The sequence below is a fragment of the Blautia schinkii genome (assembly GCF_013304825.1).
GTDB lineage: Bacteria > Bacillota > Clostridia > Lachnospirales > Lachnospiraceae > Blautia_A > Blautia_A schinkii_B.
Map to the genome: position 1 here is coordinate 14,841 of NZ_JAAWUO010000010.1, position 23,089 is coordinate 37,929.

The following is a 23,089-nucleotide window of genomic DNA, read 5'->3' on the forward strand; positions in this document are numbered from 1 at the left end:
TTTTATTTTGATATTTCCCTGTAATTCTGTCAAGAGAAAATATCTGCTACACCTGTCCTTCCTGCATCTGCTGCCCGACAAGGCGCTCTGCTTCCTGTTTTTTCAAAATTTTTGCCTGCTTCTTTTTTTCCCTCAGTTCCCTAAAAAACGCGGAAAGCATTTCAGAGCATTCTTCTTCAAGAACGCCTTCTGTGATCTTTACCTGATGATTGAAACCTTCGATCTGCAAAAGATTCATAACAGAGCCTGCGCATCCTGCTTTCGGGTTCATGCAGCCGATCACTACTTCATCAATTCTGGACTGTACAAGAGCTCCGGAGCACATCTGGCAGGGCTCCAGGGTCACATACATGGTGCAGCCCTCCAGCCGCCAGTCGCCCAGCTTTTTGCTGGCTTTGCGGATAGCATTGAGTTCTGCATGGGATAGGGTATTCTTATCTGTATTGCGGCGGTTGTAGCCCCTGGCTATGATCTTGCCTTCGTATACGATCACACAGCCAATAGGCACTTCTTCCAATGCGCGGGCTTTTTTCGCCTGGCGTATCGCCTCTTTCATAAAACGTTCCTGGTCTGTCACGTTCGTTCCTCCTGTGTTTATGGTATTTCATACATTTATCCATTCGATTATATCTTTCCTCGTATTCGGTGTCAATCTGCCTCCAAATGCTCTCTTCATTCTCTTGATTTCATTTTTTTCACTGCTCAACGCTCCTGCCGCACAGCAAAGTCATATTACCCCTGACATAAAAAAACACCGCAGGAATTTCTCATAGTAATTCCCGCAGCGTCTGCAATTCATCCTAATTATTCTCTTCAAAAATCGCCTTTATTTCCTCTGCTGTTTCCTGCAGCTTCTGTGCCCGATGTCCCAGAATACGGACAGCAAGATCTCCATGAACCAGCTGTGTTACACCGCCGGCACATTCCTTCTCATTTTCAAGAACTTCCCATATTTTTTCCTGCATATCGCAGACCGGTCCACTCAGAAAAATATTGGCCATGTGCGTATATCCTTCATACATGCCAAGCCCTTCCATGTCCATTTTATCAGGCTCATAGCGGGTATTATCGCGATAGATCAGTCTCCCGGCACGTCTGATATTTACCCTGGAGGCAAATTTACGATACAAAAACCGCTCAGCAGAAGCCTTTCTTCCACAGGAGATGATCTCCAGCAGAAAAAGTCCGGAGCTTTCATCTGCCAGATCAAATTCCATGGTGCTGTCAAAAGCAGACTGGGCATAGGGAATCACCGGCTGCGGATAATAATAAAAAACCGCATTTTTCTCCACCTTCGCCTTTACATGGCGGATAGCTTCCCCATCTTTCATCCTGTGGACTTTATCAAAGGACTGGGACAGAAATTCCAGCTCCGTTCCTTCTGCCACAAAAAAATCAAACTCCTGCCTGTCTCCTTCCATGATCCCCGCTGAAGCACAAAGCGGCATAACAGAGATCCCGCCGTTTTTCTTCGGAAAAGGATTCATGATCTTATAGGGGGCTGTAAAAGCCACATCTTCCACGATGGTTTTTCCTTCTCTGATGCCGGTTTTCAGAGACAATCTGGAAAGTTTTCCGAATTTATTTTCTGTCAAAGATCAGCCCGCCTTTCCTACATGTCTTCCAGAAGCACATTTTTTTTGATCCATTCCACAACAGTATCTACCTGTTCATCACCACGGATATTTGTGAAAACAAATGGTCTTTCTCCTCTCATTTTTCTGGAATCCCGATCCATAACTTCAAGACTTGCGCCTACATAAGGTGCAAGATCAATCTTGTTGATCACCAGAAGATCTGACCTTGTGATTCCAGGGCCGCCCTTTCGCGGGATCTTGTCTCCCTCAGCCACATCAATAACAAAGATCGTAGCATCTACAAGCTCCGGACTGAATGTAGCAGAAAGGTTATCTCCGCCGCTCTCAATAAAAAGGATCTGGATATCCGGAAAACGCTCCATCATCTCATCTACAGCCTCAAGATTCATGGACGCATCCTCACGGATAGCAGTATGAGGACATCCTCCTGTCTCCACGCCAATAATGCGCTCTACCGGAAGTACACTGTTTTTTGCAAGAAACTGAGCATCTTCTTTGGTGTAAATGTCATTCGTGATAACACCAATGCTGTAATCTTTTGCCATTTTTCTTGACAAAGCCTCGATCAAAGCTGTTTTACCGGAACCTACCGGTCCGGCAACACCGATTTTTACATATGACATAAAAAATTACTCCTCTCTGTTTACGACATATAAAGTCTGGAATAAAGCTTCTCGTGCTGGATTCCCCGAATATCGAATCCTGGTGCCGACAGACAAAGATCATCTTCCGTACAGTCCAAAATATAGGACAGTATATTTTCAAACTCTTCATAACATCCGCAGAGAAGCTTCTGCCCTGCGCTCTGACTCAGCGGAATGGTTTTTACACAGTTTGTCACCATTGCAGAGGTCTGGGCATAGAGATAATGATACAGGGTTTCCTCTTCTTCGATTCCCATTGCTGCACAAAAAACCCCATATGCGCAGCAATGGCTTACAGGCTTCCCCCTCCGGGCTTCCAGATATTCTTCAAAGATTTCCCTTTTTTCCATGGGAATATTTTCCTGGGGCAGTTTACAGATTGTCTTTGTAAAACGGGATCCCATTTTTCTGGATGCTTCCCTCTGCTCCATGGGGATCCTAGATGCCCCAAGGAGCTCCTCCAAATTATCCAGTGCCGCCACATTTTCCTTCAGTGCATACTCGTAAGCCAGACGTACTCCAAGAAGATCGGTGCAGGCCAGGTTCAATTTCAGTTTTCTTCTGATATAGTCTTCCGCTGTTTTTTCATCGTGCACAATACCCTGCTGGATATAGGTTTCCAGTCCCTGAGAATGTGAGTAGCCTCCTATGGGAAAAAGCGCATCATTTACCTGCAGAAGAAAAAAACGGCGGATTTCTTTTATTTTATCCATATAAATTCCTCAGTGATGATGATTATGGATGGCAGCTGAGATCCTGCGGTCAAAATCCAGCTTCACCGTCTTTTTCTCTGCCTTTACACCGTGAAGCTTTTCCAGCATGACCATCATCGGCTCATTGTAGATCGTAATAAATGTATTTTCCTGATCTCCCCAGAAAAGCGGTGCATGGCGGTTTCCGATCTCGTAGCAGACTTTTGCCACATATTTCTCGTGCCCCGGCTTCAGAGATACCTCTATCACTTCGCAGGGTGGTGTATTTACTGCGATCACCAGACTTTCATCCGAATAGATCACATCATCCTGAAAAAGTCCTCTTGTAAGCACAGAATCATCCAGCCGGATTCCTACCTCCCGGCCACTGTCTGTAGTTTTTCTGTGGATCTTTTTAAATGCTTCATGCCACTCAACATCCACATATTCCACCGTTTTTCCGGTCAGATCAAAATCCTTTAGTTTTCCCAGAATTTTTTCACAAAGCATATATTTTCTCCTCTATTCTTACCATACTCCAAGGAGCAGCATCACTCCCGGCACCCAGGCCGTAATTACGCCTTCGATCACCTGAAGCACCGGAACAAATTTTCCGAGCTTTTTTCCCATGATATCTTCTACAAAGGCAGTTCCCCAGAGAATCGCCCAGAGATACCAGATTCCTGCCCAGCGGATATCCGGTGTGATCCCCAGTGTTTTGCTTCCCAGAAATCCTTCAATAGTTCCAAATACCACTGCATTGACAGCCACAAATGTGGAAAACCATGCAAACGGGATCGGACTCAGTTTCAGTATCTTAGAAAAAGCTACAAACAAGTAAGTGAAGCAGAACAGAAGTCCTGTTCCTGCTGCATAATAGTTTCCCTGTACCAGATTCACAAAATTAATAAACAGCGAAAGTCCACCAGTAAAAATATTCATGACAGCTGTGGATTTTCCATCTACGTTATATAAGGTGCACATTCCATTATTGATCAGAACGATTCCTACGAATAAAAGGCATACTCCTAACATCTGTTTTCCTCCCTATAGTCAATCGGATATTCGCAATCCGCTTTCGCTACTTGCTCATAACCGAATAACTGCTCCGCAGTTTATCAGGAGGGGCTTGTACCCCTCCTGATACAAGTAAGTCCCACCCACTGCTTATTGCTCCTCGCAATTGAAGCAGGGGACTTACTTGATTCGGTTAAAGTCTGTCTGCCCGGACAGATATTGCGTGTTATATTTTTTCAGAACAGATTGTAGAGCTGTGTAAGCGGAAGCTTTTCCGCAGGTCTGGATGTAATTGTCTCCCCGTCTACTGTTACCTCGTATGTCTCCGGATCCACCGTGATCTTCGGTGTACGGTTATTAAATACCATGTCCTTCTTAGCGATAGTTCTGCATCCCTTTACAGGAACCACTGTTTTTTCCAGGCCATAGGCTTCTTTGATTCCAGCCTCATATGCAGCCTGGGAAACAAAGGTAAGACACGCTTCGTTCTTTGCTTTTCCATGCGCTGCAAACATCGGCTGATACATTACCGGCTGTGTAGTCGGAATGGATGCGTTGGCATCACCCATCTTGGATGCAATGATCATGCCGCCTTTGATGATAATATCCGGTTTTGCTCCGAAAAATGCCGGATTCCACAGAACAAGATCTGCGAATTTTCCTTTCTCAACAGAGCCTACATAGCCGGAAATTCCATGTGTGATAGCAGGATTGATGGTATATTTTGCAATGTAGCGTTTTACTCGGAAATTGTCATTTCCTTTACCTTCATCTTCCGGAAGGGCACCACGCTCATCCTTCATTTTGCTGGCTGTCTGCCAGGTACGTGTGATCACCTCACCAACACGGCCCATAGCCTGGGAGTCGGAACTCATCATGCTGAAAATTCCCATGTCATGAAGGACATCCTCTGCTGCAATAGTCTCAGGGCGGATACGGGAATCTGCAAAAGCCACATCCTCCGGAATTTTTTTATCCAGATGATGGCATACCATCAGCATGTCCAGATGCTCATCCAGTGTATTTACTGTATATGGCATGGTAGGATTGGTCGAAGACGGCAGAACATTTCCTGCTGCTGCGGCGCGGATGATATCCGGTGCATGTCCGCCGCCTGCACCTTCTGTATGATATGTATGGATCGTTCTTCCACCAATAGCTGCAAGTGTATCTTCCACACATCCACCCTCATTCAGAGTATCTGTATGAATGGCAACCTGTACATCATACTCATCTGCAACATTCAGGCAATGATCGATAACTGCCGGTGTTGCACCCCAGTCCTCATGGATCTTCAGACCCATGGCACCGGCTTTTACCTGCTCGATCAGCGGAGCCTCATCGGAGCAGTTTCCTTTTCCAAGGAATCCAAGGTTCATAGGATATTCTTCTGCTGCCTTCAGCATCATACGAAGATTCCATGGGCCAGGTGTACAGGTAGTTGCATTGGTTCCGTCTGCAGGGCCTGTTCCTCCTCCGATCATGGTTGTAACACCGCTGTACAGTGCACAGTCGATCTGCTGAGGACTGATGAAATGGATATGGGTATCAATACCGCCGGCTGTAACGATCATTCTTTCTCCTGCCAGTGCCTCTGTGGATGCTCCGACAGTCATTCCAGGTGTCACCCCATCCATGATATCCGGGTTTCCCGCTTTACCGATTCCTGCGATCTTTCCATCTTTGATTCCGATATCTGCCTTGATGATTCCTGTGGTATCTACGATCAGGGCATTGGTGATAACAAGATCCAGATCACCGTCACAGCTGCAGGTTTTTACAGACTGTCCCATTCCGTCACGGATAGTTTTACCGCCGCCGAATTTTACTTCATCGCCATATGTGGTGTAATCTTTCTCAACCTCCACTACAAGGCTGGTGTCTGCAAGTCTTACTTTGTCACCAGTTGTAGGGCCGTACATCATTGCATATTTTTCACCGGAAATTTTTACGCTCATTTGTGTCCCTCCTTATAAGAATCCCTTTAATGCTGCCTTTTCCATGGAGGCCTTTTTCGTGTCCTCTGCTGCTCTTGCTCTTGTCAGGTCATTCAGACCAAATACGCGTTTTCTGCCGCCCATCTCAGTCAGCTGCACTTCTTTTTCTTCTCCCGGCTCAAAGCGGTCAGAAGTACCGGACGGAATATCCAGATGATAACCATATGCAGCCTCACGGTCAAAAGAGAGGCATTTGTTTACTTCGAAAAAATGAAAATGAGAGCCTACCTGTACAGGACGGTCACCTTTGTTGGCAACCATGATCTTTGTGGTCTTTTTCCCTTCATTAAGTACGATCTCTCTGTCTGCGGGAATGATTTCGCCAATCTTCATGTCAATTCCTCCTTACTGAATCGGGTTATGTACAGTCACAAGCTTTGTTCCGTCAGGAAATGTTGCCTCAACCTGTACTTCACCAAGCATATCTGCCACACCATCCATCACATCACCTTTTGTGAGGATCCTGGTTCCAAGCTGCATCAGCTCTACAACAGTTTTTCCGTCACGAGCCAGCTCCAGAAGCTCAGAGCTGATATAAGCCAATGCTTCCACATAATTCAGTTTCAGTCCGCGTTCCTTCCTCTCCTTCGCCAGATTTCCGGCCATATGGAGCATGAGTTTTTCCTGTTCCTTCGGGGTAAGTCTCATTGTTTCTTCCTCCTTTTCCGCCTGTTAGTCTTCGCTAATTTAGTCCAATAAAAAAACGCAGACAACGGAAGCTCTCGCGAACTCCATTGTCTGCGTCAATGTTTGCATTATATCTGTTTTTTTCTGCAAAGTCAAGCAGTGAAATTATTTATGAAGTGACTCTCCATTGGTAGCGATCACGTCTTTATACCAGTAGAAGGATTTCTTCTTATAACGGTTCAGTGTACCTGTTCCGTCATCGTTGCGGTCCACATAGATGTAGCCGTAGCGTTTTTTCAGCTCTGCTGTAGATGCACTGACAAGATCAATGCATCCCCAGGATGTGTAGCCCATAACATCTACGCCGTCCCTGGCAGCCTCTTCAACCTGAAGAAGATGTTTCTGAAGGTAGTCGATACGGTAGTCATCCTCGACTGTCATAACGCCGTCCTTCTCAACCAGCTTGTCTACAGCGCCCAGTCCGTTCTCAACGATGAACAGCGGTTTCTGGTAACGATCCCAGTAGTAGTTCAGCACATAGCGAAGACCCTGCGGATCGATCTGCCATCCCCATTCAGATGCTTCCAGATATGGGTTCGGAACACCGCCCATAAGATTACCCTTTCCTTTTGCCTGCGCCGGGTCTGCTGTCTCACAGATGCTCATGTAATAGCTGAAGGAAACGAAATCTACTGTATTTTTGAGGATTTCCTCATCGCCTGGCTCAAATTTGATCTCAATGTTATTTTCACGGAAATAACGTTTCATATATCCAGGATAATATCCGCGGACATGTACATCACCAAAGAAATCGTTCTTGTGAACGCTCTCCATAGTCCTGATCACATCGTCTGGGCATGGTGTCAGAGGATAGGTAGGCATGCTTAAGATCATGCAGCCGATCTTTGCATCCGGTATCATCTCATGTCCGATCTTTGTAGCAAGGGCACTTGCGACCAGCTCATGATGCACGGCCTGATAGAGATCCTGCTGGGAAAGCTTGTCTTTCTCTGTATAAATACCACCACTTAAAAACGGCTCATGGAGAACAGAGTTGATCTCATTGAAGGTCAGCCAGTATTTAACCTTCTTGCCGTATCTTGCAAAAATAGTTCTCACATATCTCTCGTAGAAACCGATCATCTTTCTGTTTACCCAGCCATCGTAGGTTTTTGCAAGATGAAGCGGGGTCTCATAATGGGAGATTGTGACCAGTGGCTCGATTCCGTATTTATGGCATTCGTCAAAAAGATCATCATAAAACTGAAGACCTTTTTCGTTTGGTGTCTCCTCATCGCCATTAGGGAAAATTCGGCTCCATGCAATAGATGTACGGAATACTTTAAAACCCATCTCCGCAAATAATTTCACATCTTCTTTATAACGATGATAAAAATCGATTCCGATAAGTTTCATGTTATCCGGTGTAGGCTCTTCCGTTCTGGGGCCTACGATTCCGTGTGGTGTTACATCCTGTGTGCATAAACCCTTTCCATCTTCGTTGTATGCACCCTCGCACTGGTTGGCAGCAACTGCGCCACCCCATAAAAAATTCTTTGGAAATGACATTCTGGAATCCTCCTTATGTAATATATTCAAGCGGACATTCGGAATCCGCTTCGCTACTTCCTCATGAACAGATAAGTGGAATAACCGCTTATCATCTGTAAGCGGACATTCGGAATCCGCTTCGCTACTTCCTCATGAACAAATAAGCGGAATAACCGCTTATTTGTTCATGAAGTGATATAAAGCACCTATTAAATTTGCGTCATTGTAGAATTGACAGTTTGTGATCTTCGGCTCCGGAACATATGGTGTTATCTTTCGCAGTGGAATATTCTTCATTACTTCATCCAGGCTCTTCTGAAGATATTCATGCAGAAGCGGCTGCTGGCTGATGCCTCCGCCAATAGCAATGATGTCCAGATCCAGATAAATATTCAGGTTATAGATCTGTACTGCAAGACGGTCTGTAAACTCTCTCAGACCTGCCAGAACTTTCTCAACACCTTCATTTGCCAGACCAAATATCTTCAATCCGTCGTAAATCTGCCAGTCCTCTCCTGTATGCTTTGCAACAGTCTTTGCAAGTCCTTCCGCACCACTGATCATTCCCCAGTAGCTGTCCATCTCTGCCGGATTCTTCGCCTCTGTGCATATATAGCTGTATTCGCCTGCGGTGAAATGATTTCCGCGGAAAAGCTTTCCGTTGAGGATGATCCCGCCTGCAACACCGGTTCCGATAACAATAACAGCCCCATTTGTACAGCCCTTAAGACTTCCTCTCCAGAACTCGGCAAGTGCTGCACATTTTCCATCATTTTCCACGGAAACCGGAATTCCGTAACGCTGGGAAAGCTCTGTGCCAACAGTACTTCCTGCAAGATATGCAAGATATCCTGCTGTTACACAATATCCATTCCTGTTGTCCAGCATACCAGGCATGCTGATGGCAATACCTTCAATGCGGTTTTTGTATTTCTCCACAACACTGTCCAGAACTGCATAATAGTCCTCTTTTGTCTTTGTATGATAGTCTGGTGTGGGAACCTTATCTTTTTCAAGAATTTCCGCATTTTCGTCCATTAACGCGTATTTCGTAAATGTTCCGCCTGCATCAAAAACCAGATAATTTTTCATTTTCATTTTACCTCAAACTTTATTTCTCATCACCAAAATTCAACGCAAGCTTTGCAAAGAAATCTTCCAGTGTCAGTCTTGCATCCAGATATTTGTAAACACGGATCTCACGGTTGTCCTTACCATGGATGTATGTCATATCCTCTGCAATTCTTGGTGCAGGTACCATATCGTAGCTTACCTTTTCCAGTTCTTCCATCAGAACGGCAATGGTTCCCTGATCACCAAGTCCCCAGATCTCGCCCTGTGGCCAGTCCATTTCGTACTTGGCTGCTACATGATTGAAATCCACCAGCTGCTCAAAAAGATATTTTCCGATCTTTCCACATGGGCGTACCTTCAGCTGAAGCTCTGCAAGAGAAACAGCCATCACTTTGTAAAGGCTCATCGGTACCTGCCATACCGGCACTTTGGAGGAGAATACCACGTTTGCAGCGTTGATATCCATCATCAGATTGAACTCAAATCCTCCCTTTGGATAGTCAGCTCCGCCGATCCAGATCACGGTCATTCGCTCTGCGATCTCCGGTTTCATCAGAAGTGCGGATGCAACGTCTGTGATTGCTCCCTGGCATGCGATGTATAACGGTCTCTTATCGTCTTTCATCGCTTCCTCGATAATGAATCTTGCACCCTCGGAATCGATTGGTGTATGCTCATCCTCAAGGGCACGCGGTGCACCAAGCTTTACCGGATACTGGTCCTTAAGTCCCATAAGATCCATAACTTTGATGATCTCATCGTAGCTTGCCTGTGCAGTACCAAGCTCGCCGTACTGCTGCGGGTTTTTCCAGAAATGACCTGCAACAAGGCCTTTTACGTCGAATCTTGGTGTCATGAGATGATGTGCTACTGCATACTGGTCATCTGCCTCGTTTTTGCAGTCTGTATGTACGATCACCCTTACTTTTTTGTTTTCCGGTACTGTATAGGCGTAATTCCACATATTATTTTCCTCCTTGTATAAAATAGATGTTCTGATAATCGAAAGGAGCACCTTTCGATGCTCCTTATTTTTTCTTTTTTTGTTCGATTTTAATTTATGCGTTTTCTTTATTCCGCTGGTTCAGCTCTGCACGGATCTGCGGATATTTCTTATCCAGATCGTACGGAAGAAGTACAACTACAGCCATTACTGTAGATACCAGTGCAAGACCACCGAATGCGAAATTGATCGCTGTGTGGGTCTGCGGAAATTTTGTTGCAATATCTACACCGTCTGCAATTGCCTTGTCAAGTTTTGCCGCATCGTAGTTACCCCATACAAGAAACGCAGATACGATAGCTGATGCTGCTGCTGAGGAAACCTTATTTACGAATCCCTGGATTGCATTCTGTGTTCCGCCAAGGTTTCTTCCTACCTGCCACTCTGTATAGTCAAAGATATCAGGCATCATGGAAAAGAACATACTGGAACGGAAACCGAATCCAAGTCCGATCAGTCCAAGTGCTGCTGTTGCGATTGTTCCGTCAGATGTGAAGAACAGGATCGCATATCCAACGATATCTACGATCGCTCCAAACTGGATCAGCTTGATCTTGGCAATTCCCTTACCATTGAGATAAGCTGCAAGGATCATAGTCGGGATTGCAAGTAAGGTAAGTAAAGTAAGTGCCAGTGACATTCCGCTTACATCACCAACAATGTAAGTATAATAGTACTGCATTGCTCCGTACATGGAAAGATATCCAAGGAAAAGGAAAAATACCTCGCCAAGGAACATGAGGTAATATTTATTTTTTACAAGACTTCCGATATCCTTGATCAGAGAACTCTTTCCTGCTGACTTTGTCGGCGGGTTGATCTCTACGATAGAGAATACACAGATTGCCATGATGATGATAACGATGATTCCAAGTACAATGTTTGTGTTACGGTATCCGGTAGCCAGCGCTGCACCAGTTGCATCTTTGGAGCCGGAGAAGAAGTATACCATCGGAAGCACGAACAGGGAAGATGTCAGTGATCCAAGGTTTGAAAATACAGTACGTGTTGTAGAAATCTTGGTACGCTCTGTTGCGGATGCTGACAGAGAAGATACGATCGGTGCCATCGGAATGTTTACCAGAGTGTAACCAAATGAGAAAATGACGTAAGTTACGTATGCCCATGCAAGCTTTGCACCTGCGCTCCATCCTGTCGGAACGGAAAACAGAAGAACCATACCTACTGCAAGGACCGGTGCTCCGTAAAGCATCCATGGACGGTAACGTCCCATTTTTGTATCTGTACGGTCGATCATTGCACCTACCATGTAGTCTGTGAAAGCATCGATGAATTTTGTTACAACAAACATAAATCCAACAGCTCCAGCTGCAAGTCCCGCGCAGTTTGTGTAATAGAAGAGAAGGTATGTATTGGCAAGAAGGTATGCAAGATTACAAGCATAATCACTGATACCAAAACCGATACGCTGTCTCCATTTGAACTTTGTCGTTTCATAATATGCCGGTTCGTGTTTTAACTTTTGCATTTCTTTCCTCCACTTTTTTATGTTGATATAACGATCCACTCCGGAACATGTAAATTTTTTCTGCGCGCCCTGTTCCTGACGGATCAATCAGGTATGTCTCAACGACAAGCATATTATAAGCAAAGAGTTCCCGTTTTTGTTATCATATTTTTGATGTATTTATCATTTTTTCAACATATTTCTAATATTTTTATAAACTTATTCAGGAATAAAATTCCTTGCGTTTATATTTCTCACGGTACTGTCCTGGGGTCATCTTCATATATTCTTTGAATACGCTGCCAAAATGGCTCTGGGAGTTAAAGCATACATAGTCACTGATCTCTGACAGGGTGGCATCGGAATACTTCAGAAGATTGGCAGCTCTTTTTATCCGGAATTTCAGAATGTAGTCCTGGATTTTTTCTCCGGTATCCTGACGGAAGACCCGGGACAGATGCCCCTGGCTGATCCCGATCGCTTCTGCAATGTCCTCCATGTAGATCTTGTGGTGGTAATTCTGTGAAATATAATCTTTGCACTGCTCTGTGTAGCTGGAAAAACTTCTCGTTTTTCTGGTATCAGCCACCAGTTTTGTAAATTTATAAATAGATCTTCTGTTCAGTTCTGTGATCTCTTCGATTTTCTGACACCGGTCGATCTGATTGATCAGGTAATCGCTGAGACGATAGGCATCTGCCGGTGAAACGCCTCCTGCAATAGCCTCCCTGGTAGCCATCGTTGTGGTTACAATGGCCAGATTTCTCTGATCATTAAATCGATTCTTTGAAAGAATTCCTGCTTTTTCAAAGAGACCGGAAGCACGTTCATTGATCTCTTCCACGTTTCCCTCACGGATGCAGTCCATTACATAGCGCTCTTCCATGTATGTGTGATGGAAGGCTGTTCCGTCCGGTTTGTCCAGTTCGATGCGGACTGTGTCATTCTCTTCCCGAACTTCTTTTTCCACAATAAGATTATTTTTTTCCATAAGCTTGTCCGACTGAACGTCTTTTCCCTCCAGAAGTTCATACAGGAAGCTTACAAAATTCAGCATTCTGTTCAAAGTCATCTGATCCGGATGACGTTCCTCCTTAGCAGGCATATGATATTTCTTGTAAAACTGGTGTATTTCCACGTAACTGAGCTGTTCCACGCATACGGGACCTGACAGATAGTATTCCTGTTCGCTCTGAACACAGAAAAAATAGATCTTGCCAAAAACCTTACAGATGGCCGGTACATCCTGTTCTTTTGCCTGACAGATCAGGGCATTGACCAGTTCCCCCGATATAGTCAGAGGATTCTGTTTTTCAGAAAATACGCCAACTCCCCGGACATCTTTTCCGGTTTCGTCCGTATAAAAAATGGGAATTCCCCACAGCACTTCCAGTTTTCTCAGCAATGTGTATTCTGCCATGTCGTGTCCTTTCGTTTATTGTTTATTTCCCGGGAGACTCGTTTATTTCGGGTAATATCTGGATAAATTATACGTGGTTTGGTGACGTTTCGCAATCACTTGTAAAATCCCAATATAACATTGCAGCTTTTTGTGTGCTGAGGTATGCTTATACTGATATTATCGAGAATTACCTGATTTGATTGATCTTATATTATAAACGAGAGGAGTTTACTTATGAAAATATGCGGATTTAACAAAACAACTTTACTGGATTATCCGGGCCGGGTGGCCTGCACCATATTCCTGGGCGGCTGCAATTTCCGCTGTCCTTTTTGCCAGAATGGGGCTCTGGTAGTGGAACCAGGAAGCCAGCCTGAATATTCCCAGGAGGAAATTCTGGCTTTTCTAAAAAAAAGGAAGGGAATTCTGGACGGTGTGTGCGTGTCCGGAGGCGAACCGACGCTTTCTGACGGACTTCCGGATTTTCTTCACGAGATCAAAAATCTTGGTTATGATGTGAAACTTGATACCAACGGGTCACGTCCCTCTGTGGTAAAAAATCTCGCAGCAGACGGCCTCATTGACAGGGTCGCAATGGATATCAAGGCCTGTCCTTCCAACTATCATATGCTTACCGGCGTGAATGTTGATCTGGACGCGATCCGTGAAACTGCCGGATGGCTGCTGAACGGAGATCTTGATTATGAATTTCGTACTACTGTTGTACGTGAGCTTCATTCTGAAAAAGATTTTCAGGAGATCAGTCAGTGGCTAAGCAGTGCAAAAGCTTATTATCTCCAGGCTTACCGGGATTCCGACGGAGTTCTTATGCCGGGATTCTCTGCCTGCTCCGAAGAAGAAATGAAAAACTACCGGGATATCCTCCTTGAGACAATCCCGGTAGTCGAAATTCGAGGTATGGATCTGTAAGCTGCAGATCTGCAAAACGATCTGCTTACTCGTATATATGAAAACTTTTCGATCAGACGTTGATAAAGCAGTACCAGTATCCACCCTTTCCACCTGAAGTATGAATATCCTGACATTCCTTAAAGTAGGGAAATCCAAACATATTGGCCATAAACCGTTCCTGCTGGCTGTACTCGCCGGGAACTCCCAGTATGTACTGCCCCCGGTGATTCCTGCATAGCAGAAGATGCCCGAAATTCTGATATCCATATATGACAAAACGGTTGTTGCAGAAGCAGCCGTTTTGTTTACATAAAACGGAACAATCGGATGGTTTGATCTTCCGGCAGTCTGTGAACTGACCGTCGTTGAAAGGTACATCACAAGATATGCCCGGAAGTGGTCGGGGTGGTCTCGAGCCCGGATTCGGGTGATTTGGCCCTGGCTGCGGCGGTCGTGGACCTGAACGCTTTGAGTCTGGTTCGGGTGGTCTCATTCCCAGTGCATTCGGTTCTGGTTCGGACGGCCTGGGACCCGGATGGTTTGACATTGACTCCGGCTGCCCTTGCCCCGGATAATTTTGTCCCTGTACTGGTGAACGCATCATCCCCAATAGATTTGAATCCGATTTTGGCGGGTGCATTCCCGATTGATCAGAACCAGATCCCGCTGTCCCTGAACCTGATTCTGCCGGTCTTACATCCATATGCGCAGTACCAGACCGGGATAGCTCCGGTACTTCCATATCCAACCGCTGTGAACTTTCCACACCTTCTTCCCGGATCTCTTCTGCAATCATAATCTTAGGCTCTGCTGCCGATTCTGAATTTTCTCCGCTACTCTTATTCTGACTCTCAGTCTCGTTCTCCTTTTTCCACTCCTGGAAATTCTCCGGCCGGATTGGCTGATCGTCCCATTCAGTTCCCCAGAATCCTCCGGCATCCGAGATCAGCAGCATTCCGCCAAGATCCTGAAGACTTTTCCCCATGCCTCCAATATCCCCTGCATCCGTCTCCAGCATACACTCGATCCGCTCCTGCCCTGTAACACAGCTCCCGATCAGAATTCCGTCCAACAGCCCTTCCCGCCGCACAAAGCCATACACCCTGCACCGGCTTCCAGGCTCCAATCCCACACAGCGCAGGTGAACCTCCATCCGACACTTTCGGTCCATGGCTTCCACTCTCACATAACCACTGCTGCCATCTTTTTTCCCTTTACGATACTCGTACACATACGCAACAAAACGCTGATATCCGGCCAACGCGTGTCCCTCCGGTAATTCGGCTTCGTTAATATATATGAAGATTGTGGGAAATCATTCCTTGCATTTCAGCTACACTGCACCTGCAAATTATAAACAAAATATTCTCCCTGTTTCTCAGATATGTAACTTTCTATCGGATATATCTGATCTCTTATTTTCCTTTACCTTTATTTTTTCCTGACAAATGTAGAAGATTCTCCTTTCTTTTCTCATTGAGGCAACACAAGGTAACACAAACTTACGTTCTCTTATTTTTCACAAACAAAAAAGAACCCCTCAATCAAGGGATTCTCAAAGCTTTAGTCGAAGCGACAGGATTTGAACCTGCGACCTCTGCGTCCCGAACGCAGCGCTCTACCAAACTGAGCCACGCTTCGATATTTTGTTTTCAGTTGTTTGTGTGTTGCTCAACTGCAAGAGCTATTATATTAGAGTTTTATTGGTTTGTCAATAGAAAAAATTAAAAAATTTCAAAAAAATCGAATTTTTTCTTTTTTCCTGCTTCGGGCGTGCATTTTCGCAGACCCGAAGCAGTTTTTCTATGCCCAACGGCTCTTCTGCTCTTCGCAGATGCTGTTCCACTGGCAGTTTCCGCAGATTTCCTTCCTGCCATCTGTCGCGAGGATTTTTTTCTGAACCTGATGTGTAAATTCTTTGAACTCCAGAACCTGACCAGCCTCAAATCCACAGCGATCCAGCACTGCCTGATCGTACTCCACAACCTTACCGCCTGGTGTACAGTGGCCTCCGCAGTTATTTGGACAGGCTGAACAGATTTCATCTGTATCTACATGCAGCCTTATCTTTCTTCCTGACAAAAAAATCTCCAGCATCTCTGCCATATGGGCGGTAAAACCGTTACTATACCCTTCACCTTTGAAATAAGCCAGGCACATACCATGATGAGGGCGCAGGGGAATCGCATTTTCCTCTGTGCCCTCATCAGAAGCATATGCCGAAGCCATGCTCTTATCTTGCATATTTACGTACCTTTCCTGATAAAACATAAGCCAGTGCGATCTTGATCAGATCCGGAATGATAAACGGGAATACGCACCATCCGAGAACTGCCATCAGACCTACTGCACCAGTGCTTCTTGTATAAGCAACCATAAACCATGCTGTCCCAAATGCGTAGCATACGATCAGACCAACAATCATGGAAATAATCTGAACTACCGGTTTTCTTCCCAGGAATTTCTCAAATGCCCACATCACAAGTGCAGAGAAAATAAATCCGATGATATATCCTCCGGAATTTCCGAGAAGAGCTCCGATTCCTCCGGAAAATCCTGCAAAAACAGGAACTCCTACTGCACCAAGAAGAACGTAAACCAGAACTGCCATCGTTCCTCTTTTACCTCCAAGTACGCCTACTGCCATGAATACTCCGAATGTCTGCAGGGTAAACGGTACCTGCGCCGGAATGGAAATCCATGAGCAGACTGCCATAACTACTGCAAAAACTGCAATATAAACAAGATCGTATGTCTTGCTTCTGGTTGCTGCCGCTGTTGTCATAATAATCTTATCCTCTCTTTCCTTTGCTGCTTTCCGCTGCTGAAGATCATCTCATCTTTTCTCTGATGATATCCGTTTTTAGCTGTTAACAATTTAACACACGTCGTCCCGATTGTCAACGCATTTATATTTTACAGTTTACATTTTTCATCAAATTTACCAGGGTGCCGTATCATTCACTTTGACAAATAAAATTCAGGCAGTTCATTATGTAAAACATGATATCTGCTTATTTCTAATTTCCGCTTTCAAATCCCCACGTCCAATGTTATACTAAAATTAACGATTTTTTCAGCAAAAAGGGGGATTTTCCACATGAATATACAGGATATCCAAAATATCAGTACCAGCTGCACACGAACTGAATTCGTAGGAACTGCGGTCCTTGACACGATCGGTCTTGTAATCTCCGGAGTTGACGATTCTCTGCTTAAGGAGATGAACATTGGCACGAAATATCACTGTCTGGGACTTTTCAGCTCCCGTACAGGCGCTGCCGGTCAGATCACAGCTATTGATGACGCAGTCAAAGCTACCAACACGGAGGTTCTTTCCATTGAGCTTCCAAGAGATACTAAGGGATGGGGCGGTCACGGCAACTACATTGTACTTGGAGGAAATGATGTTTCCGATGTGCGTCATGCCATTTCCCTGGCATTAGAGCTTACCAATAAATATGCTGGTGAGGTTTACATCAGCGAATCCGGTCATCTGGAATTTGCTTTTTCCGCAAGCGCAGGCCCTGCGATCCATAAGGCTTTTGGCACGCCGCTGGGCGAAGCTTTCGGATTTATGGCCGGTTCCCCTGCTGCTATCGGTCTTGTTATGGCTGACAATGCTATAAAATCTGCCGCTGTTTCTATTACGAAATACATGACTCCGAATATTGGGACCAGCCATTCCAACGAGGTGATCATTGCCATCTCCGGTGACGCCAGTGCAGTAAAAGCTGCCGTGCTGGAAGGCCGCCAGACCGGTCTCGAGCTTCTGATCGGTATGGGAACTTATCCTGAAATTCCAGGTACACCATATTTATAAAAAATTTTCCCACTCTGTAAGCCAGGATATAACACCCTATTACAGAGTGGGATTTTCGTATAAACCATAATTCTGTATTTCAACCGCACATTGCATATCAAACGAATATTCATAATCCACATTCGTTTCTCTATCACATATAGACATTTATCGCTTCATTACATTATCAAACATTCATAAATACAATCCTTTCATGATTTTACGCAAAAAACAGCGTCACAGGATCATCAACACATATGATCCCATAACGCTGTTATCATTTCTCATATTCTCAATATCCGAACTGTTTTCCCCGCTTATCAGCCTACCTGATATACATCTGCGGACTGAAGTCCAAAGCTTAATGCCTCTGAATGGCTTCCGCAGTAGATATCTACATGTCCGTAAGGAGTTCCAAGATCCTCTACTGTATAAACAGTTCCATTGATCAGAAGCTTAGTTCCAAAAGGAACTCCTGCCATGGCTACTGTACGTCCTGCTGTCGGAACTGTACCGCTGGCTGTCAGATTACCTGCTGTACCGCAGCACTGTGCACAGTTACAGTATGCAGTCAGTGTAAAGTTGCCAAGATATGTTCCCTGGCTGGAAGAGCCGGAATCTGAGGAAGTATCTGCTGATGTATCAGCTGCCTCATCGGAAGAACTCTCCTCTGAAGATGTATCCTCGGACTCATCATAAGAAGATCCCTCAGAAGAACTATCTTCACTGCTCTCATCCTCTGAATTTCCGCACTGAACATCATCTTCCTCATCCTCTTCTTCCTCTACAACAACATCAGAACTTGTAGAGCTGCTGGAAGACTCTGTTGTATCCTCATCCGGATCATATCCGTAATCATCCTCTGAATCACCGGAGCTGTCAGAATCAGACTCTGTATTCTGTGCTTCCTCAGCTGCTTCTGCTGCAGCCTGTCTCTCAACCTCTGCTGCGGCCTCAGCTCTTGCCTTCTCCTCTGCAGCCTTCTCTTCTTCTGCCTGCTGAACAAGTGCAGTAATATTACTGTCTGCGTTGCTGATATCTGCCATCAGCTGCTGAGCCTCTTCCTGGCTGGCACTGATCTGATTTACATAAGAGCTGATATCATCACTTGTACTTGCAGCCATAGACTGTACTTCCTGCTGTTTAGCCGCACGCTCTGTCATCAGATTATCGATCTCTGCTGACTCTTTCTCAACCTTCTCCTCATTCTCCTGAATGTTCTCCTGAAGGCTTACATATTTATCCAGCATATTCCTGTCGTATGTAGAAATCTGGATCGCATTCTCTGCGCGGTTCAGAAACTCTGCCAGGCTCTCAGAGGAAAGCAGGGTTGCCAGAGCAGATGATCCTGCATTCTCATACATATATGCGATTCGAAGCTTCATGGACTCATACTGGTCTGCGGAAGCTTTCTTCGCTTTCTTAAGTTCTGTCTTTACTTTATTTAATTCATCTTCCTTCTCAGCAGCCTGAATACTTAGCTCAGAGATGCTGTTGGTAAGATCCTCATACTGTGCGTTTAAATCGGCCAGATAGCTCTCCAGCTCCTGCTTCTTGCTCTCCAGACTGCCGATGCTGCTCTGTACCTGTGCAAGACCTTCTTCAGCGGCCTGTTTCTGTGCCTGTGCATCTGCGATCGCGGCTTCTGTACTGGATGCGTATACGTTGCTTCCCATGGAAAATGAAAGCATACCTGTAAGCAGTAATGTGAAAACTTTTCTATTCTTCATATAAACACCTTTCGTCCTTTCATGGGTACTAGTATAACATATTTTTCATAAAAAGCAACATTTTTATTTTATTTTTGTAACAAGTACGTAATATTTAGTTTTCCAGCACCATGAAATCTCATTGTAGAAGTAAGTTTATATTATAAAATTATTACAAAATATGTTTCTGTAATTTTTAAGATATTCCCACCATTAATAAGAAAGAATCCTGCGCTACGGAGTAATTTCCTATGACGTAAAAAAACTGCCGCCTCACAGGTTTCCCCGCAAAGCAGCAGCTTCTTGTCAATCGGATATTCGCAATCCGCTTTCGCTACTTGCTCATAACCGAATAACTGCTCCGCAGTTTATCAGGAGGGGCTTGTACCCCTCCTGATACAAGTAAGTCCCACCCACTGCTTATTGCTCCTCGCAATTGAAGCAGGGGACTTACTTGATTCGGTTAAAATAATCCTACGCAGTTTCAATTCCCACGTCGTCAGTCAGGCGGATCTTTCCCCGCTGTCAAACCCATAGCCGTTTTATTCTGCGGCCTCCAGAACCTCTCCTTCAGCTTCCTCAGCCATCACTTCCTGATACTTGTCCAGGATGATAGTCTGGATTCGCTCTCTGGTAGCAGAATTGATCGGGTGTGCAATGTCACGGTATTCCCCGTCACTGGCCTTACGGCTTGGCATTGCGATAAACAGGCCTTTCTCACCTTCGATAACCTTAATGTCATGTACTACAAACTCGTCATCTATTGTGACAGACACAACGGCCTTCATCTTCCCTTCTTTTGCTACCTTCCTCACACGTACATCTGTAATATTCATGCTACTTGCCCCTTTCATACCGCCTAACGTATCTGCGGGAATTTCTGAATTTCTGCAATTTATAATACGTAGCGTTCGTTTTTCTCCACGACGATCTTCACTTCTCCTTCTTCGCCGCAGTAATATGAATTCGCCCGGATCGTATCCCGGCTCTCAACAATGCAGTTCTCGATATGCGTATTATCTCCAAGGTATACGTCATTAAGAATCACAGAGTTTTTAATAACACAGTTATTGCCTACAAATACATCACGGAACAGGACAGAATTCTCCACTGTACCGTTAATGATGCATCCGCTGGAGATCAGACTGTTCTTCACATCTGCACCCGGATTATATTTAGCCGGCGGCACATCTGCGATCTTTGTCTTGATCCCTGGCTCCTGTTTAAAGAAATAATTGCGGATCTCCGGTTTCAGGAAATCCATATTTGTCTGATAATAAGCCTCTGCTGTGGAAATATTGTTCCAGTAAGTATCGATCTTATAGCCATAAATTCTCTTGAGATTCTTATATCTGATGAGAATATCATTTACAAAATCATGTCTTCCTTCCTGAGCAGCACGCTCGATCAACTCGATCAGCTGTCTTCTTCGGATAACATAAATACCTGTAGATACAGTATTATAAGAAGAAACGATTGGTTTCTCCTCAAATTCCTCGATCCTGCAGTCTTCATTCATGCGAAGCACGCCAAATCTCTCAACCTGGCTCTGATCCTGACAGGTAGTGCATACAACTGTAACATCTGCCCGTTTCGCAATATGGTATTCCAGAACTTTATTGTAATCCAGTTTGTAGATTCCATCGCCGGAAGCGATCACAACATACGGTTCATGACTGTTCTTCAGGAATGTAAGATTCTGATAGATCGCATCTGCAGTTCCCTGATACCATAAGCTGTTGTCCTTGGTAATAGTCGGAGTGAAAACATAAAGACCTCCCTGCTTTCTTCCGAAATCCCACCATTTGGAAGAGCTTAAATGCTCATTCAGGGAACGGGCATTGTACTGTGTCAGAACAGCAACCTTCTGAATGTGTGAATTCGCCATGTTGCTTAAAGCAAAGTCAATTGCGCGATAGCTTCCTGCAATAGGCATAGCTGCTATCGCTCTCTTGTTTGATAATTCTCTCATGCGGTTATTGTTACCGCCTGCCAAAATAATACCTATCGCTCTCATTCTTTCCCACCGTCCTTTGCTGCAATTACCTGGCCACCTGCCAGTTCTCCGTCAGGGTAGTCATCTTTTGTTGTAACGCCTGAGATAGCGGTATTCTTACCGATCTTCACATTATCCGGAATCACGCTGTTCTCTCCGATAGCAGCAAGGCCAAAGGAATACACTGCCGGCTTCAGAACATTCGGTGCTTCCTCACCGCAGCCGATCACAACGTTGTTTCCGATGGATACATCCTCAGCTACAATCGCTTTATCCATAACAACATTCTCTCCAACTGCAGTGTTCTTCATGATAATGGAATCACGGATCACACTTCCCTTGCCGATGGTTACATTAGGACCGATAACAGAATTATGTACTTCACCATAAATCTCAGTTCCCTCACCTATGATACACTTGTCCACAACTGCCTCTGCAGCAATGTACTGCGGCGGAACTACATCTCCCTTGGTATAGATCCTCCAGAATTCCTCGTAAAGATTAAATTCCGGAATGATATCGATCAGCTCCATATTAGCTTCCCAGTAAGAACCAAGAGTTCCGACATCTTTCCAGTAGCCATTGTATTCATAGGCAAAAAGACGCTGATCTTTTTCCTTGCAATACGGAAGGATATGTTTACCGAAATCGCATCCATTCTGATCTTTCAGTGCGAGCAGTGCTTCTTTCAGAACCGGCCATGAGAAAATATAAATACCCATGGATGCCAGGTTGCTGCTTGGATGCTCCGGCTTCTCCTCGAACTCGGTAATACGGTTGCTCTCATCAGTTACCATAATACCAAAACGGCTGGCTTCCTCAATAGGAACCGGCATACATGCAATCGTGATATCTGCCTTGTTCGCCTTGTGGAAATCCAGCATTACTTCGTAATCCATCTTATAGATATGGTCTCCGGAAAGAATCAGTACATAATCCGGATTATACTGCTCCATATACGCCAGGTTCTGATAAATTGCATTGGCAGTTCCTGTGTACCATTCACTGCTTGTGCTCTTCTCGTACGGCGGCAGGACTGTGACACCGCCTTCATTGCGGTCCAGATCCCACGGAATACCGATGCCGATATGTGTATTCAGACGTAGTGGCTGGTACTGTGTCAGCACACCCACTGTGTCAATTCCTGAGTTAATACAATTGCTCAGTGGAAAATCGATAATACGATATTTACCACCAAAAGCGACTGCCGGCTTTGCAACTTTTTCTGTCAAAACTCCTAACCTGCTGCCTTGCCCACCGGCCAAGAGCATGGCAATCATCTCTTTCTTAATCATGCGATCACCTCTTGTATGTTATGATTATTTAATTATAGCATACTTTACCGTATTAGTGAACATTTTTTACAATTATTTTGTCTACATTTTATTTTTTTTATCGCTATTGTATACTATAAATTGGTCTGACTAATCATTTTTTCTGTTCTTCTGGTAAATTTCAACATTTTTCGACGATATTTTCTGGCTACTTTTATAATCCGCGCAAAACCACTTTTTTCTCCGAAAGTACCACTTTTCAATTGATTCCGGACGCGGTATAATAAAACAGATCAGAGAATCCCGAAAACAACACATATATA

23 protein-coding genes and 1 tRNA gene are annotated in these 23,089 nt (G+C 44.7%); 2 read left to right on the top strand and 22 right to left on the bottom strand.

Annotated features, from left to right (window positions below; genetic code table 11):
• Positions 1 to 46: 46 nt before the first annotated feature.
• The 14 genes from tadA to HFM85_RS08875 form a co-directional block, all read right to left on the bottom strand.
• On the bottom strand, positions 47 to 577 hold the full coding sequence (tadA, locus tag HFM85_RS08815; protein ID WP_173737864.1) for a tRNA adenosine(34) deaminase TadA: 531 nt from the start codon (positions 575 to 577) through the stop codon (positions 47 to 49).
• Between the two features lie 223 nt (positions 578 to 800).
• A complete protein-coding gene (locus tag HFM85_RS08820) occupies positions 801 to 1,595 on the bottom strand; it encodes an urease accessory protein UreD (RefSeq protein ID WP_173737865.1) in 795 nt (264 codons plus the stop codon).
• A 17-nt stretch (positions 1,596 to 1,612) separates the two neighbouring features.
• On the bottom strand, positions 1,613 to 2,221 hold the full coding sequence (gene ureG / locus HFM85_RS08825) for an urease accessory protein UreG (protein ID WP_173737866.1): 609 nt from the start codon (positions 2,219 to 2,221) through the stop codon (positions 1,613 to 1,615).
• A gap of 20 nt (positions 2,222 to 2,241) precedes the next feature.
• On the bottom strand, positions 2,242 to 2,955 hold the full coding sequence (locus tag HFM85_RS08830) for an urease accessory protein UreF (protein WP_173737867.1): 714 nt from the start codon (positions 2,953 to 2,955) through the stop codon (positions 2,242 to 2,244).
• A 9-nt stretch (positions 2,956 to 2,964) separates the two neighbouring features.
• Entirely contained in the window at positions 2,965 to 3,444 is a 480-nt protein-coding gene (locus tag HFM85_RS08835; RefSeq protein WP_173737868.1) for an urease accessory protein UreE, read from the bottom strand.
• Between the two features lie 18 nt (positions 3,445 to 3,462).
• Positions 3,463 to 3,969, bottom strand: a complete 507-nt coding sequence (locus tag HFM85_RS08840) for an AmiS/UreI family transporter (RefSeq protein ID WP_173737869.1) — start codon at positions 3,967 to 3,969, stop codon at positions 3,463 to 3,465.
• 218 nt (positions 3,970 to 4,187) lie between these two features.
• Complete coding sequence (ureB, locus tag HFM85_RS08845) at positions 4,188 to 5,909, bottom strand: urease subunit beta (RefSeq protein ID WP_173737870.1); 1,722 nt, start codon at positions 5,907 to 5,909, stop codon at positions 4,188 to 4,190.
• A gap of 12 nt (positions 5,910 to 5,921) precedes the next feature.
• Positions 5,922 to 6,281 carry an urease subunit beta gene (gene ureB, locus HFM85_RS16250; protein ID WP_243873845.1) on the bottom strand — a complete coding sequence of 120 codons (360 nt, stop codon included), beginning with the start codon at positions 6,279 to 6,281 and terminating at the stop codon, positions 5,922 to 5,924.
• 12 nt (positions 6,282 to 6,293) lie between these two features.
• A complete protein-coding gene (gene ureA, locus HFM85_RS16255; protein ID WP_173757458.1) occupies positions 6,294 to 6,596 on the bottom strand; it encodes an urease subunit gamma in 303 nt (100 codons plus the stop codon).
• A 144-nt stretch (positions 6,597 to 6,740) separates the two neighbouring features.
• Positions 6,741 to 8,144 (bottom strand): glycoside hydrolase family 1 protein, encoded by a 1,404-nt coding sequence (locus HFM85_RS08855; RefSeq protein ID WP_173737871.1) that lies wholly within the window; start codon positions 8,142 to 8,144, stop codon positions 6,741 to 6,743.
• A 159-nt stretch (positions 8,145 to 8,303) separates the two neighbouring features.
• Positions 8,304 to 9,218 carry an ROK family protein gene (locus HFM85_RS08860; RefSeq protein ID WP_173737872.1) on the bottom strand — a complete coding sequence of 305 codons (915 nt, stop codon included), beginning with the start codon at positions 9,216 to 9,218 and terminating at the stop codon, positions 8,304 to 8,306.
• A 19-nt stretch (positions 9,219 to 9,237) separates the two neighbouring features.
• On the bottom strand, positions 9,238 to 10,164 hold the full coding sequence (locus tag HFM85_RS08865) for a nucleoside hydrolase (RefSeq protein WP_173737873.1): 927 nt from the start codon (positions 10,162 to 10,164) through the stop codon (positions 9,238 to 9,240).
• A gap of 94 nt (positions 10,165 to 10,258) precedes the next feature.
• Positions 10,259 to 11,692: an MFS transporter gene (locus HFM85_RS08870; protein ID WP_173737874.1), complete on the bottom strand. Its 1,434-nt coding sequence runs from the start codon at positions 11,690 to 11,692 to the stop codon at positions 10,259 to 10,261.
• Between the two features lie 202 nt (positions 11,693 to 11,894).
• A complete protein-coding gene (locus HFM85_RS08875; RefSeq protein WP_173737875.1) occupies positions 11,895 to 13,091 on the bottom strand; it encodes a helix-turn-helix transcriptional regulator in 1,197 nt (398 codons plus the stop codon).
• Positions 13,092 to 13,307: 216 nt separating this feature from the next.
• Here HFM85_RS08875 and HFM85_RS08880 point away from each other — a divergent pair, with 216 nt between their 5' ends.
• Positions 13,308 to 14,003, top strand: coding sequence for an anaerobic ribonucleoside-triphosphate reductase activating protein (locus HFM85_RS08880; protein ID WP_173737876.1), 696 nt, complete (start codon positions 13,308 to 13,310; stop codon positions 14,001 to 14,003).
• Between the two features lie 52 nt (positions 14,004 to 14,055).
• On the opposite strand, the gene HFM85_RS08885 is transcribed toward HFM85_RS08880, so the two are convergent.
• The 4 genes from HFM85_RS08885 to HFM85_RS08900 all read right to left on the bottom strand — a co-directional run bounded on the left by HFM85_RS08885 (position 14,056) and on the right by HFM85_RS08900 (position 16,770).
• Positions 14,056 to 15,246, bottom strand: a complete 1,191-nt coding sequence (locus tag HFM85_RS08885) for a DUF6128 domain-containing protein (RefSeq protein ID WP_173737877.1) — start codon at positions 15,244 to 15,246, stop codon at positions 14,056 to 14,058.
• Between the two features lie 306 nt (positions 15,247 to 15,552).
• Positions 15,553 to 15,626: transfer RNA gene (locus HFM85_RS08890), tRNA-Pro, on the bottom strand.
• A gap of 162 nt (positions 15,627 to 15,788) precedes the next feature.
• Positions 15,789 to 16,229 carry a DUF1284 domain-containing protein gene (locus tag HFM85_RS08895; protein WP_173737878.1) on the bottom strand — a complete coding sequence of 147 codons (441 nt, stop codon included), beginning with the start codon at positions 16,227 to 16,229 and terminating at the stop codon, positions 15,789 to 15,791.
• The gene (locus HFM85_RS08900) at positions 16,219 to 16,770 is read right to left on the bottom strand and encodes a biotin transporter BioY (protein ID WP_173737879.1); all 552 of its coding nucleotides are present in this window, start codon (positions 16,768 to 16,770) and stop codon (positions 16,219 to 16,221) included. Before HFM85_RS08900 ends, HFM85_RS08895 begins: the two co-directional genes overlap by 11 nt.
• 315 nt (positions 16,771 to 17,085) lie before the next feature.
• On the opposite strand from HFM85_RS08900, the gene pduB reads away from it, so the two are divergent.
• The gene (pduB, locus tag HFM85_RS08905) at positions 17,086 to 17,808 is read left to right on the top strand and encodes a microcompartment protein PduB (RefSeq protein WP_173737880.1); all 723 of its coding nucleotides are present in this window, start codon (positions 17,086 to 17,088) and stop codon (positions 17,806 to 17,808) included.
• Between the two features lie 299 nt (positions 17,809 to 18,107).
• Here the strand turns inward: pduB and HFM85_RS08910 are convergent, their stop codons facing one another.
• From HFM85_RS08910 to HFM85_RS08925, 4 genes are all read right to left on the bottom strand, one after another.
• On the bottom strand, positions 18,108 to 19,517 hold the full coding sequence (locus HFM85_RS08910; protein ID WP_173737881.1) for a PcsB-like coiled-coil domain-containing protein: 1,410 nt from the start codon (positions 19,515 to 19,517) through the stop codon (positions 18,108 to 18,110).
• Between the two features lie 521 nt (positions 19,518 to 20,038).
• The gene (spoVG, locus tag HFM85_RS08915; protein WP_119239840.1) at positions 20,039 to 20,332 is read right to left on the bottom strand and encodes a septation regulator SpoVG; all 294 of its coding nucleotides are present in this window, start codon (positions 20,330 to 20,332) and stop codon (positions 20,039 to 20,041) included.
• A 59-nt stretch (positions 20,333 to 20,391) separates the two neighbouring features.
• Positions 20,392 to 21,513 carry a glucose-1-phosphate adenylyltransferase subunit GlgD gene (glgD, locus tag HFM85_RS08920; RefSeq protein ID WP_173737882.1) on the bottom strand — a complete coding sequence of 374 codons (1,122 nt, stop codon included), beginning with the start codon at positions 21,511 to 21,513 and terminating at the stop codon, positions 20,392 to 20,394.
• Complete coding sequence (locus tag HFM85_RS08925) at positions 21,510 to 22,787, bottom strand: glucose-1-phosphate adenylyltransferase (protein ID WP_173737883.1); 1,278 nt, start codon at positions 22,785 to 22,787, stop codon at positions 21,510 to 21,512. The genes glgD and HFM85_RS08925 overlap by 4 nt, the downstream gene beginning before the upstream one ends.
• Positions 22,788 to 23,089: the final 302 nt, after the last annotated feature.